This is a genomic window from Streptomyces sp. NPDC060064 (genome assembly GCF_042736455.1).
Lineage (GTDB): Bacteria > Actinomycetota > Actinomycetes > Streptomycetales > Streptomycetaceae > Streptomyces.
In genome coordinates this window covers 255,244-268,082 of the sequence record NZ_JBHWWF010000005.1, presented here as the reverse complement: position 1 = coordinate 268,082, position 12,839 = coordinate 255,244, and the positions used below count along the sequence as shown (strand labels likewise).

Below are 12,839 nucleotides of genomic sequence, written 5' to 3'. Positions count from 1 at the left end.
CGGAGCGCCGAGAAGTCCAGCCGAGCGCCCGTGTAGATCACGGCCTCACCGTCGATGACGACGTCCTCGCCCAGCGCCGCAGCGGCATCAGCGATCTCCGGCAACGCTCCGGTGAGGACACGCCCGTTCCGGGTCCGAGATGAGCTGCGCCTTCTCCTTGCCGCCCCAGCCGGACTTCTCCTCGGGGTAATTCTTGGCGGAGAAGCCGTAGTCCAGGCCCTTGCCCTTGACGGGTGTGCCGACGTAGCGAAGTTCGAGGGTGGTGAAGTCCATGCCGCCCCGGACCCCGTGGGGAGAGCCGGTTGGGGTCGGCGGCGTTCTTCCGGTTCAGGAACTCGCCCATACTCTTGGGGTTGGGACGGGACTCGCGGATCAGGTCGTTCGCGCCGCCGCCCGGGGGCTGCTGCATGTTGGTCGACTTCGCACGCACGCCGCCGCTCGGGGCCTTCTCGACCTTGTCGGAGCGGTAGTTGTACTCCGTGACCCGGTTGGCGCCCGCGTTCTTACGCAGTTCTCCTACGGGGCAGTGTGAGCCCCGTGGCATGACACCGCCAAACCCACACCCTAGGGCTGCAACTCCTGGATGAACCAAGGACTTTGGGGATAGACACGCCGATCGCTGCCTGACAGTGTCCTGACCTAGGCTCCCCCCATGAGCCCGAACCCCCCTATCGCCTGGCGGCAGGCCACCCTCCAGATCACCCGCGTCCACTCGCCCTACCGCGCCGCCTACGACCAGCACACCATCCACCACGCGCCGGCCCACGACCCGGTCCGCGCCCGCGCTGTCGTCGCCGAACTCTCCACCGTCGCCACCGTCACCGAAGAACTCGAGCCCATACTCCGCCGGGACATGCACCACCCCCGGCACATTCGTGACCTCGACTATGTCGCCGTCGGATACTGGGGCAACATCGTCCAGATCAGCGACCCGGCCTTCGGTGAGGACGGCATCCTCTCCGCCAACCTCGACGCCGCATTTGATGCCCAGGTCAAAGCTCACCCCGAGGCCCGCATCACCGCCGTTTGTGAGATGTATTCGGCTGAGAACTACGGCAAGTACCTCGCCCATGTCCCCGGGCAGTCCCACCTCTCCGCTGACGGCTGGGACGACCAGTACGTCACCGGCAACCCCGCGCAGCTCCTGCGGGCGGTCGGCGTCAACCCCGGCGGCTCCGGGGCCGAGTACCTCAACACCGACCAGGACGAGTCCTTCATAGGCGTCGAGTACCTCAACCTCCTCGCCTGCGGCCTGCACTCCATCTACAGCAAAGAGAACCTGATGGTGTCCGTCTTCAAGGTCACCCGCGCCGAGGATGTCCAAGAGGCCATCGACGACGTCTGGCGCCGGGACTGAGGCCGGCAGGCGGCCCGGCCCAAGCGGTGGCTCGGTACGCGTCAGGGTGCCGGGGCGCTGTCGTTTCCGAGGGAGTGGCGATAGGGAAGCTTGCGCCCTCATAAAGATCTTTTAGGGGTTGGCGGCCTTCGTCGTTTCTCATGGCGTGATCGTCCGATGAACCGTGCATTTGAACTGCGGCCCGGCCGACGGGGACTTGCCCGATACGGGGCGCGATCCGGCGGCTGCCGCGTCTTCCGGCCCGGCCGCTGGACGCGACGACGGAGCAGTTGACGGTCGTCCGCACGGACGCCCCGGTAGCCGATCCCTGCGGCCGCGGCACGGGTTGTTCCTGCTGCTCCTGAACCTCCCGGCGCCGGCCTGCCCCTCGCACGGTCCAGGCCGTCGCCCGAGGGGCGAGGGGCGGGTCCCTTGGTCGCCGCCCTGCTGTACAGGGTGATGGTGACCTCGGCGTTCCGGGGAGCGGCGCGTGCCCGGTAACGGCGACCTCGAGTTCCCTGGTGGGTTACGAGTCGTGGGTGGAGCTGGACGCCGCGATGGCCCTGGACTTCGATCCCGCCGTCGTCGCTCTCTCCTTCTCCGTCGTCGGTCGCAAGCGTTCCAGCAGGGCGTAGAGCGTCGCGCTCTCGGCTTCGTCCAGGGCGTCGAGGGCGCCGTGCGTCTCCTGCATCTCCTCGCGCACGCAGCGGATGATCTCGCGGCCCGCGTCGGTCGCGACGACGTTCTTCACGCGGCGGTCTGCGGGGTCGGCTTCACGGCGGACCAGCTCGCGGGCCTCCAAGCGGTCCACGATCCCGGTGACGTTCGACGCGTCGCACACCAGCAGGGCGGCGAGGCCGCGCATCGGCAGCGGGCCGTCGAGCTGGGCGAGGACCTTGGCCTGGGTGGAGGTGAGGCCGTGGTGGGCGGCGGCCGCCGCGAAATCGCGCCACTGGGCGGTGCCGATGGCGGCCAGCAGTTCCAGCAGCTGGAGCTTGGTGGGGGCTTGTGGGGCGGTGGCGCTCATGGTTGGAGCGTACTCAAGATGCTTCACATTATCAATTATTTACTTGACTACCTTAATCATTTAGGTTTACCGTCTGCGCAAGTACTTGATGTCATCAAACATCTGCGATCTGAAGCATTGAGAAGGTCCCCACTCCCATGAGCACCGCCGCGCCCACACCCGTCGCCGACGTCCGGCACAGGAACGAGACGGTCATCGTCTTCGCCCTGAGCCTTGCCGCCATGGTCGTGTCGATGATGCAGACCCTGCCGGTCCCGATCCTGGGCCTGATCCGCAACGACCTCGGCACCTCGACCGCCGGCGTCAGCTGGGTGACCACCGCCACCCTGCTGTCCGCCGCCGTCTTCACCCCGCTGCTCGGCCGCTTCGGCGACCAGCACGGCAAGAAGCCCACCCTGGTGGCCGTCCTCGGCGTCATGGTCGCGGGCTCCGTCATCGCCGCGGTCGCGAGCTCGCTGCCGCTGCTGATCCTGGGCCGGGTGCTCCAGGGTGCCGCTACCGCGATCTTCCCGCTGGCCCTTTCCGTCCTGCGTGAAGAGGTCCGGCCGCAGAAGCTGCCCGGCGCCATGGCACTGGTCAGCGGCACGCTCGCGTTCGGCAGTGGGCTCGCACTCGTCGCCACCGGCCTGCTCACCTCCGGCGACGACGCCGACTACCGCAACGCCTTCTGGATGGCGACCGGCTTCGCGGTCCTCGCCCTGCTCGCCGTCGTCTTCCTGGTCCCCGCGACCCGGCACAAGACCGGCGGCCGCACCGACTTTCTCGGCGCGCTGACCCTCGGCATCGCCCTGCTGCTGCTCCTGCTGCCGATCTCCCAGGGCCACGAGTGGGGCTGGACCTCCGGCCGTACGCTGGGCAGCTTCGCCGGCGCGGCCGTCATGACCGCCGTCTGGGTGCTGGTCGAGCGCAAGGTGCGCGAGCCGCTCGTCGACATGGGGATGTTCGTCCACCGCCCGGTCCTTATGGCCAACCTGGCCGGCATCCTCGTCGGCTTCGGCATGTTCGCGAACTTCCTCGGCGTCTCCTACCTCGTGCAGATGCCCGAGGCGCTCACCGGCTTCGGCTTCGACGCCTCCATCCTGCGCGCATCCGTCCAGTTCCTGCTGCCCGGCGCGATCGTCTCACTGCTCACCTCGCCCGTCGGCGGCCAGCTGGTCCGCCACCGCGGCCCCCGGTACGTGCTCGCCATGGCCGCAGCATTCGGAGCCGTCGGCTTCGGCTGGCTCACCCTCGACCACACCCACACCGCCTCGGTGATCGGCGCCGGCCTCATCGTCGGCGCGGCCGTCAGCTTCGGCTACGCCGCTATGCCCGCCGTCATCATGGCGAGCGTTCCACACCACCAGAGCGGCATCGCCAACGGCATCAACTCGATCTCCCGCTCCACCGGCAGCGCGATCGGCAGCGCGATCGTCACCACGATCCTGGCGTCCAGGACCATCGAGCACCTGCCGGCTGGTGTGCCGCCGCTGCCCGCCGAATCCGGGTTCACCCTCACCTTCGGCATCGGGGCCGTCGCCTTCGCACTGGTCGCGGTGATCAGCTGGCTCGGCCTGCGCGGACAGCACGGCCCCCGGGTCGTCGAGGCGGGCAAGGCAAGCGCGGCGAACGGGCCCAGCGCGCCGAGTGCGCCCGCGGCGCAGCAGGCGCACGTGCCGGCCGACGCCGGCTGACCCCGCCCTTCCGAGGGGAAGCCAGGGCCGGGTTCGGGTGCCGTTTCGGGGTGGACGTGGTGTGCTGACCGTGGGCAGAGGCCGCCACGGCGGCGGGCAGGGCACCGCGCCCCCGCACACGGAGAGAGGCTCGCCATGGCAATCCTCATCCATGCCGTACTCCCGAGCGTCACCACGGAGCAGTACGACGTCTCAACACGAAGTTCCAGCGGCTGCCCGACATCTTCCAGGGGTGCCCCTCCTTGCCTGCGTACCGACCGGCAGCGGCCTGGAGATCTTCGACCTCCGGGAGTCCGAAGAGGACATGGCCCGGTTCGGCGAGACGATGATGCCCATCGCCGGGGAGCTGAGCTTCCCGGCGACACCCGATCAGCCCGAGGTCTCGCAGGCGCACAACTACCGGAATCTTCAGGGACTACCAGTCGTGGCTGACGACCCAGGCGTGCTATCAGTTCGAAACAGCGGTTCCGGACCAACTGAGGCAACATCCGGCATCCACTCCCCCGGGACCAATCAACCGAGATTCCCTGCATCCCCACATCTCAACTGATCTGGTCGTCACAGGTCTTGGCCGAGAGGCCAGATCGTTTGAGACGGGACATCAACCGGCATTACGTCGTAGAGAAGTCGCCTCGTCCCACGTGTCTGGTCGCTACGCGGCCAGGGCGCGGTCCCGATGGTGGGATGGATGTGGGGCCGGGCCGTGCAGGTTGGGGAGGCTCTGCGAGCGCCGCAGGTTCGCACCCAGCCGTGGGGCTCTGGCTGTCGCGATCCCGTGCGTACGGGCGTGCTCAGCGCGGTGAGCACAACCGGTCGGCGGTGCGGGGCCGGATCAGGCCGACTGCCAGGACCTGCTCGCCTCGTACCGGCATTGCGGGGTCGTCGGTGTCCGGCGACGGCCAGCACACGCCGACACGGCTGTCGTCCACAGGTTCCAGAACAGCGCTGAGCGCTCAGCGCCCGTGACGCCGATTTCGGCGACGGTTCCGTGGGCGGTGCGATGACGCCGGCGTTCGGAGTCGGCAGTCCCGGGCGAGACCGAACCGGTGTCCGGGACTCCCGACGACACACCCCCCTGACGGCACACTGAGTTACCTAACTGTTACACTCAGTCACCACGCGGGGATGGAGCCCTGAGTATGTGCCGCGGTTGGCGGCAACTCCAACGCACTGCCCTGCCCGATCGCATGTGGGCGCGGTGCAAACCGCTGTGCACGTCCATTGGCACGTCCATGAGAAGCACCCAAGCAGAGGCGGTAGTCATGGCGCAGGAAGCCAGGATCGACGTCGAGTTGACGGCGAAGCAGGATGAAGGAAAGCCCCCGGCCGAGGCGTCGGCGACGCTCGCCGGGGCGCTGGAGCCAGGCGTATGGTTCGCGAGCCCGGCACGGACGGCACGCGCCGAGGACCGGAAGCCGAAGATCTGGGAGCTGCGGTCCACTCGGCCGTACCGGCGCGAGGTGGCGACCGGCACGGCGGCGGTCTACTTGGCCAACGGGCACAACAGCCTGGAGCGGCCGTTCATCTTCGCGGACGGCTTCAACTACGGCCCCAGTGATCTGCCGGGCCTGTGGGAGCACTTCAACGCGCCCTACAAGAAGGGCAAGCCCGGCTTCCTCGACCAGCTGCTCGCCGCAGGTATCGACGTCGTCCTGGTGGGCTTCGATCAGCGTCACACCTACATCCAGGCGAACGCCGGTGTGGTGATCAGCGCCATCCAGCAGGCCATCGCGGAGCGGCAGGGCAACACCCCGCTGATCGTGGGTGGCGTGAGCATGGGCGGCATGATCACCCGCTATGCCCTCGCCGAGATGGAGCACCACGGCGTGGACCACGAGACGGAGACCTACATCTCCTGGGACACCCCCCACAACGGGGCGTGGATCCCGCTGGTGCTCCAGCAGATGGCCTACTTCTTCGAGTCCTTCCCCACCGGCAACCCCGACGCGCCCAAGCAGGCCGACCTGATCAGGAGCCCCGCAGCCCAGCAGCTGCTGTGGGCCTGGGTCGAAAATGCCAAGTACTCCGGCCCGGTCGCCACCACCAGCGAACCGCGCAAGCAGTTCCTGGCGGAGCTGGAGCAGTACGGCCAGTTCCCGATGCGGCCCCGCAAGCTGGGCGTGGCCAACGGCACCGGAACCGGCACTGGCCGCGACCTGCCGCCCGGCAAGACGGTGTTCGACTGGCGGCTGCCGCTGATCGCCGCCGCGACGGCCCGCTTCCAGCCCAGCGGCGGCGAGCACCAGCCGATCGGCGAAATGAAGGCACTGGGCCAGGTGCGCCGCGGCAACACCTCCCACGTACCCGCCCTCGACGGCGCGCCCGGCGGCAGCCTCGGCTCCTTCGGCATGATCGCCGACGCGCTCAAGGCCGAGATCCCGCAGGAATACCGCAGCGGGTGCTTCGTCCCGGCGGTGAGCGCGGTAGCGCTGGACTTCGACCCGGTCACATGGAACGTGAACCCTTACGAGGACATCGAGTCGCTGCCCGCCGAGAAGAGCATGCTCGACGAGTTCAAGTGCGACGCCGAGAACACCGAGCACAGCCAGGTCACCGAGACGCTGGCCGACTGGATCGTGGAGCGGCTCGCCCGCTGACGCCCCACGCCCGCGCACACTGATGACGAACAGTCAGAACGCGCCCGGCGGTAGCTGACCATCCCGTCCAGCAGTACGTTCATCAACAGGTGCCACGCCCCCAGGGGCGTGGCACCTGCCTCTGTTTTGCGTTACCGGCCGCGCCGTACACGCGCAGGAGGACAGCAGGTCTTCCTTGCCTTTCAGGGCGTCGGCGACGTCCTGCGCGGACGAGAGCACCATCTGCGCGGCGATGATGTCCTGGGTTGTCCATCGCCGTCACCACCGGATCAGCAGGAAGGGTGGGGAGCTTCGCCACTGCCCTTCTGTACGGCGCGGAGAAACTCCTCGATCGCCTCGGTGGACGACCACGCGGGCTCCCAGCCCAACTACTGAACTTGAATTGGTGATGTCGGGGCCGTCAAGCCTGACGGGCCGCTCCAGCCGCCTCCGCCACACGGCAGGGCGATGTTGAGAACCAGCGGGCCGGTAGCCTCCGGCCATGAGTGATCAATTGGCCCCAACCGAGGATGGCATCAGCCCGGCCAGGGGAACCGCTGGGTATGCCGAGACGGCGGACGTGCTGGCCGTCCAGTACGAAGAAGTCACCTTCGACGAAGTCCACCGCGACGTGCTGCAGCTGGTTCCTGCCGAGCCCGGCCGCATCCTGGACGTGGGCGCAGGAACCGGACGCGATGCCGCCGCGTTAGCGGCCCGTGGACACAGCGTCGTGGCTGTCGAGCCGACTACGGAGCTGCGGGCGCATGGACAGCGAATCCATGCAGATAGCGGGATTGATTGGGTCGACGACGTGCTTCCGGACCTGACGCTGAGCCAGCACACGGGCCGGTTCGACGCGGTCTTCGCCACTGCGGTGTGGATGCATCTGGACGCCGAGGAACGCCGACAGTCGATGGCCAGGATCGCCACGTTGCTGGTGCCTGGCGGCCGATTCTTCGTCAATCTACGCCACGGCCCCGTGCCCGATGGCCGCCACATGTTCGACGTGTCCGCTGCTGAGACAGTCGAGCTGGGTGGTAGATACGGCCTGCAGACGGTCCATCGCAGCAAGCGTCCCGATCTTCACGGCCGTGACAGCGTCCGGTGGAGCTGTCTGGTACTTCAGACGCATGAGGCCGCCGACTCACCCAACTGAACGCGAACTCCTGATCTCTGTCTTCTGCGTGGTCAGTCGTCGAGTGTCATGCCGGTGCCGGTGAGGCAGCCGTCGATCAGGTGGAGGCGGTACTGGATCATCTTGAGCTTTCGCTTCACTGCTCGGGTGATCTGGCTGAGGTCGACGGCGGCGAGGTTGCCGATGTCGCGCTTGACCAGGGACCAGATCCCTTCTTGCGGGTTCAGGTCAGGGGCGTAGGTGGGCAGCTGGAAGACGGTGAGCCAGTCGGCGTTCGCGGCGATGAACTCGCGCAGCGGCTTGGTCAGGTGCATGCGGACGTTGTCCCGGGTGTGTGCGAGGTCGTCGAGCTGCGGCCTCGGCGGTGGGCGCCTGACAGGCTTGAGCCGTGGCCTCATCCTCAGTCGATCGAACAGGGCCCTTCACCGCATCAACCACACGTCCCGCCACGGGAGCTGTGCGCTGCTGTTTGCTGAGCGCCGTAGCAGTTTTTCGGTCGGGTCGGTGGTGCGGGCGCTGGACGGCACGTGTGCCCGGGCAGGTCAGGCTGCCCGGGCACACGGTTCACGGAGGGTTGGATCATCCGGTGTCGACGGTCGGACGGCCCTCACCGGTTGGGTCAGTGGTGGTGGCCGCGGCCCCAGGACTCAATGTCGACGGTGCGGCCGCGGTCGTCGCGCAGAGTCGCGGTGTCGGAGCGGTCCCAGACGTAGGTGCGGCGGCCCTGGTAGAGGTCGGTGCGGGTGTCGCGGCCGGCGCCAGAGTGAATGCGGACGGTGGCGCGGCCAGGGAGGCGGACGTCGTGGAAGCGGTAGCGGTTGCCGTCCGCGTCGCGCAGAGTCCAGCCGCCGAGGTCCACGCTGCGACGGGTGTTGTTGGTGATCTCGACCCATTCGGCGTTCAGCGACCGGTTGGTGCCGATGCCGCGTCTGGGACTGTCGGCCTGCACGCCGCTGATCGCGACCTCGGAACGCTGGTGGTGCCGGCCTCGGTCGTTGTCGTCGGCCGAGGCCGGCAGGGCGACGGCGGAGACAACGGCGCCGGCCGCGAGGGCGGTCGCCGCGATACGGCGGGCGGTGCGAGAAGCAGACATAGGTGACGTCTCCTCAAGAACGGTGCTCCACAAGCCGATGAGAGCTGGTGGTGCGGTGCGGGTTCCCGGACCGTGCTGGGCCGAGGACCCAAACTCTGGGGCGCCCGTTGCGGCCGGCGGCAGGCCAACCGGCGCACGTTACCGTTTGCGGACATTTCCGTAACAAGCGCCCGTATCGGTGACGCATACGCGGCGAGCGTGACCCTGACATTCACTGTCCGCTACATCGATCCGTTCAATGATCAAAAGCAAGCCCTTGCATGCTCCGGGGCACCACCGGTTGCGCCACCCGGCACATCACCCGCTCGGCGGACAGAAACTCGGTAACGACGTTTCTGCACGTTTCTTCGCACACGCGAGACGGTGTCGCACGTACACACGACAGGAAATGCCTTCGCTCTGACAGGACCGGGTACACGCTGTTGGAGCCGGGTCCCGCCGGACTCCCGATGAGGGCGACCGAGGCGACGGACACCATTGACTGGTCAAGGGCCATCCGCGACGGCTTGAGGCTGCAATGCGACCGCTCCCGGCGGATCAGCGTGGAAGCGCACCGGCCGGACCCCCGCATGACCGTGGTCAAGCAGCGGCAAGGCCCCTCCAAGAGCGCAGGTCAGAAAGTGCTCTTCCCGCGCGAGCGGGGATGGATCGGAGCAGAGGGCGCCTACGGTTGCGCAGCCAGACCATCGGCACGCCCGGGCCGGGCGTTCCCCACGGTCCCGTCACCCCCACGCCGGGCCGCAGACGACGCGTCACGGATCCAACGACCGGCACCGTGACTGGGATGTTCAGGTATCCCTCAGGCGTGAGAACTTCCTCTGGAGCAGATCAGTGAAGATGCCGATGGGGTCGTCCCAGCCGCTGTTGACCCAGTCGCCGTTGACATTGACGGTGGTCATGTGTTTTCCGTCGCGGGTGCCGTAGGTGTAGGACCACGAACCGAAGAGAGCGCCCCCCCTGCCCCAAATCGTTTCCCCGCCGGGCAGCGTCACTGAGGAGACGCCGAGACCGTAGGTGGCGTTGGAAATCCAGCGGTGGGTCGGCACTGTGGTGAACATGTCGCGTTGCTGGTCTGGCGGCAGTATGCGGCCGCCCAGCAGGGCGCCGAAGAACTGGTTGAGATCGTTGAGGCTGGAGATCATGCCGCCCCCGCCCAGAACATGGTGGAGTCGAACTCGGTCGCGTCGTGGACCGGGGGCGTCGGGTTCGGTTCGGAACAGCTTCGTGTAGTGCCGGGAGTGTGGCCCGTGGATCCTCGGGTCGCTGCCGTGCGGCAGGTACGTCCCGGTCAGGCCGAGCGGGCGGGTGATCCGCTCGGTGATCTCGTCGGCAAGCGCCCGGCCGCCGACCCGTTCGATGATCATGCCTGCAACGACGTAGTTGGTGTTGGAGTACGCCCAGTCCGAACCTGGCACGAAGGTGGCCGGATGCGCCATGGCGATCTGCACCGGTAACTCGGGGCTGTGGGTCTCGTGACGGTTCAGTGCTTCCTGGTCATCGGTGCAGCTGAAGATCCCGCTGGTGTGGTTGAGCAGCATCCTGATCGTCACCTGGCTACCGTCGTGGTTGTGGCCGCGGACCACGCCGGGCAGCCACCGTTCCACGGTGTCGTCCAGGCTCAGCCTGCCTTCGGCCGTCAGTTGCAGCATCACGGTGGCCACGAACGTCTTGCTGATGCTGCCGATGCGGAACCGGTCCTGCGGTGAGCGCTTGCGGCCGGTTGCGGTGTCGGCCACTCCTGCCGTGCCGAACCATCGCTGGTCGCCGTCGCAGATCTCGGCGAAGATGCCGGGAAGGCCGCCTAGTTCACCGCTCTGCTCGCCCAAGAAATGGGGGGCCGGCCGACCGGCGTTCGTCGTCTCACCGGGCCAGGCCGGGGGACGCAGATCGCGGCCATGACCTGCGCGAATGCGGGTGCGTCCCGGCCCCGTCACCACGCTGCCCGCTGACGGCCCACATCCCCCCACCGCGGGCACCCGCGCCCTGGGCCTCGGTGCCCGGCTCGCTGCCCGCGCCCCGCCGGGCGACCATGAGTACGGGACCGGCCCGGGGGCCAGGCACTGGGAGGCACCCGTGGCGCACACCCAAGCAACCGACGTACTGATCGCGGGCGCCGGCCCGGTCGGACTGAGCGCGGCCGCCGAACTCCGCCGCCGCGGGGTGCGCTGCCGTCTCGTCGATCGGCTGCCGGCCCGCCTCCCCTACGCCAAGGCGGTCGGCATCCAGCCGCGCACCATGGAAATCTGGGACCGGATGGGCCTGGCCCGCACCTTTCTGGAAGCCGCCGTTCCGCTGCGCGGCCAGCTGATCTACGTCAACGGCCGGGAGCAGGCGCGGATCGACCTCGCACTGCCGCCCGAGGTGCCCTACGGATTCGCCGCGCTGCCGCAGTACGAGACCGAGCGCCTCCTGGAGGAATACGTCGCGAGCTTGGGCACGGCCATCGAACGCGACACCGAGCTGCTGTCGTTCACCCAGGACGCGGACGGGGTCACCGCCCGGCTGGGCACCGCCTCCGGCGCCGCTGAGGAGGTCCGTGCTCGCTACCTGATCGGCTGCGACGGCGCGCACAGCAGCGTCCGCAAGGGGCTGGGACTCGGCTTCGAGGGCGGGGCCCTCCCCGAGGAGTACATGCTGGCCGACGTCGAGGCCGAATGGGACCTTCCGCACGGATACGGCATACGCTCCAGCCACCGCGCCGACGACGGCTCCACCGACGACCTGCTGGTCTGCATCCCGCTGCCCGGCGCAAGCCGCTACCGCATGTCGATGCTGGTCCCGCCCGAACTCTCCACCCGGGCGACAAACCGGGCGCCCACGCAGGGCGATGGCGTAGCGCACGGCCTGGAGGGCGGCCGCGCCCCGGAGTTGTTCCACATCCAGGCCGTCGTCGACCGCCTGGCCCCCAGTCCGGCCGCCCTCTCCCGAATGCGCTGGTCCTCCGTCTTCCGCATCAGCCACCGGATCGTCGACCGCTACGCCGACGGCCGGGTCTTCGTCGCGGGCGACGCCGCCCACATCCACCCGCCCACCGGCGCCCAGGGCATGAACACCGGTATCCAGGACGCCTGCAACCTGGCCTGGAAACTCGCCCTCGTCGTCCACGGGGAGGCCGGGCCCGCCCTGCTCGCCAGCTACGACGCCGAACGCCGCCCGGTCGGCGAAGAGGTCGTCGGCCGGACCGTCCGGCACGCCACCCACGGCATCGAGACCGACCCCGACGACCCGCGGACCCTGATGCTCCGCGAGGCCCAACTGCTCGTCGGCTACCGGGGCGGCCCGCTTGCCGGCAGCCCGTACGGGCCGGCCGACGCGCCCCAGCCCGGCGACCGGGCCCCGGACTGCGCCGGCCTGACCACCCCCGTCGCCACCTACCCGCTGCGCCTGCTCGACGTCCTGCGCGGCCGCACGGGGCACGTGCTGCTTCTGTACGCGGCCGACACCGCCGACCTGGCCGAGGCCGCCGACGCGGCTGGGGCTGCCTGGGTGCGGCGAGTGCGCGGCGGCAGCCCCGGCACCTCCGACGGCCCGGACCCCGGGACCGGCCTGCAGGCCATCGCCGTCCTCGCCCGCGAAGCCGCACCAACCGCCTCCGGCACCCTGGCCGTACCCGGATACCGCGACGCGGCCGGGGAGTTCGCCCGGCTCTTCCGCCCCGACGGCCCGACCGGCTTCGTCGTCAGCCCGGACGGGCAGCTCGGCGCCCGCTTCCCACTCGCCGGCACCACAGCGGCCCTGTCCGCCTACCTCGTGGCCCTCTCCGCGCCGCCGTGAGCACCGCGGGCTGCCGCGCCGAAGGTCGCCGCGGCTGCCGGCCGCTACTGCGCCGCCGCCCGCGGCGGAACGCAGAAGCCCGTCGGCGCACGAACGTGCCCGGTAGGCAGCCCCGACTCGTCAGGCCCTGACCGTTGAATGGCGCGAATGGGCAAAAAGGGCTACGAGTTGCGTCTGAGCGCTTCAGTTGGCCCTTTAGCGCTTGATGTGGCCCCGCTGAGCGTC

At 68.9% G+C, this 12,839-nt stretch carries 10 protein-coding genes; 5 read left to right on the top strand and 5 right to left on the bottom strand.

Features of this window, described 5'->3' with window-relative positions:
• Positions 1-87: 87 nt before the first annotated feature.
• Positions 88-273: a hypothetical protein gene (locus ACFWDI_RS09295; protein WP_385302366.1), complete on the bottom strand. Its 186-nt coding sequence runs from the start codon at positions 271-273 to the stop codon at positions 88-90.
• A gap of 379 nt (positions 274-652) precedes the next feature.
• Between ACFWDI_RS09295 and ACFWDI_RS09290 the strand changes: the two genes are divergently transcribed.
• Positions 653-1,357 carry a DUF6333 family protein gene (locus ACFWDI_RS09290; protein WP_385302365.1) on the top strand — a complete coding sequence of 235 codons (705 nt, stop codon included), beginning with the start codon at positions 653-655 and terminating at the stop codon, positions 1,355-1,357.
• Between the two features lie 505 nt (positions 1,358-1,862).
• Here the strand turns inward: ACFWDI_RS09290 and ACFWDI_RS09285 are convergent.
• Complete coding sequence (locus ACFWDI_RS09285; RefSeq protein WP_385302363.1) at positions 1,863-2,363, bottom strand: MarR family winged helix-turn-helix transcriptional regulator; 501 nt, start codon at positions 2,361-2,363, stop codon at positions 1,863-1,865.
• Positions 2,364-2,500: 137 nt separating this feature from the next.
• Here ACFWDI_RS09285 and ACFWDI_RS09280 point away from each other — a divergent pair, with 137 nt between their 5' ends.
• From ACFWDI_RS09280 to ACFWDI_RS09270, 3 genes are all read left to right on the top strand, one after another.
• On the top strand, positions 2,501-4,036 hold the full coding sequence (locus tag ACFWDI_RS09280; protein ID WP_385302362.1) for an MFS transporter: 1,536 nt from the start codon (positions 2,501-2,503) through the stop codon (positions 4,034-4,036).
• A gap of 1,262 nt (positions 4,037-5,298) precedes the next feature.
• Positions 5,299-6,633, top strand: a complete 1,335-nt coding sequence (locus ACFWDI_RS09275) for an esterase/lipase family protein (RefSeq protein WP_385302361.1) — start codon at positions 5,299-5,301, stop codon at positions 6,631-6,633.
• A gap of 481 nt (positions 6,634-7,114) precedes the next feature.
• Positions 7,115-7,768 (top strand): class I SAM-dependent methyltransferase, encoded by a 654-nt coding sequence (locus ACFWDI_RS09270; RefSeq protein ID WP_385302358.1) that lies wholly within the window; start codon positions 7,115-7,117, stop codon positions 7,766-7,768.
• A gap of 32 nt (positions 7,769-7,800) precedes the next feature.
• Here ACFWDI_RS09270 and ACFWDI_RS09265 read toward each other — a convergent pair whose 3' ends face one another.
• From ACFWDI_RS09265 to ACFWDI_RS09255, 3 genes are all read right to left on the bottom strand, one after another.
• A complete protein-coding gene (locus tag ACFWDI_RS09265; protein ID WP_385302355.1) occupies positions 7,801-8,061 on the bottom strand; it encodes a transposase in 261 nt (86 codons plus the stop codon).
• 305 nt (positions 8,062-8,366) lie between these two features.
• Positions 8,367-8,840, bottom strand: a complete 474-nt coding sequence (locus ACFWDI_RS09260; protein ID WP_385302354.1) for a lamin tail domain-containing protein — start codon at positions 8,838-8,840, stop codon at positions 8,367-8,369.
• 788 nt (positions 8,841-9,628) lie between these two features.
• Entirely contained in the window at positions 9,629-10,666 is a 1,038-nt protein-coding gene (locus ACFWDI_RS09255) for a serine hydrolase domain-containing protein (protein WP_385302352.1), read from the bottom strand.
• Between the two features lie 247 nt (positions 10,667-10,913).
• Here ACFWDI_RS09255 and ACFWDI_RS09250 point away from each other — a divergent pair, with 247 nt between their 5' ends.
• Positions 10,914-12,614, top strand: coding sequence for an FAD-dependent monooxygenase (locus ACFWDI_RS09250; RefSeq protein WP_385302460.1), 1,701 nt, complete (start codon positions 10,914-10,916; stop codon positions 12,612-12,614).
• Positions 12,615-12,839 lie beyond the last annotated feature (225 nt).